This window comes from Gordonia gummivorans (assembly GCF_022513585.1).
Classification (GTDB): Bacteria; Actinomycetota; Actinomycetes; order Mycobacteriales; family Mycobacteriaceae; genus Gordonia.
On record NZ_JAKWBF010000097.1, the window covers coordinates 1 to 480 of the forward strand.

A 480-nucleotide genomic window follows, 5' to 3' on the forward strand; every position below is an offset into this window, starting at 1 on the left:
GTTGGAACGCATCCTTGATGCCGCCGCCCACGGGGATGACGGGTTGGTGGGCATGCCGAAACATCAAGTGCTGCTCACGTTGCCGGCGGACAACCCGGATCTGGCGTCGATGGCGTTCACCGGACCCGTCACCCTGGACACCGCCCGGTTGTTGACCTGTGACGCGGTGGTCACCGCCATCACCGTCGACAAGGACGGGGTGCCGGTCGCGATGACCGACAACCTACGACTGTTCCCACCACACCTGCGTCGAGCGTTGATCGTGCGGGACGGAGGGTGCTGCATCAAATGCGGCGCGCCGGCGTCCTGGGCCCACGCACACCACATCAAACACCACGCCGACGGCGGCAAAACCGTCCTGGACAACGGGTGTCTGCTGTGCCCGTCCTGCCACACCGATGTGCACCACAACGGGTGGGACGTCGTCCTCGGGGCTGACCGCCACCCCTGGCTGATCCCGCCGGCCTCCGTCGATCCGGG

Annotated in this window: 1 protein-coding gene; it reads left to right on the forward strand. The window is 66.9% G+C overall.

The window, feature by feature from the left end; translation table 11 throughout:
* Positions 1-480, forward strand: a 480-nt coding sequence (locus MKW15_RS24265; protein ID WP_240862967.1) for an HNH endonuclease, incomplete at both ends; no start/stop codon positions are given.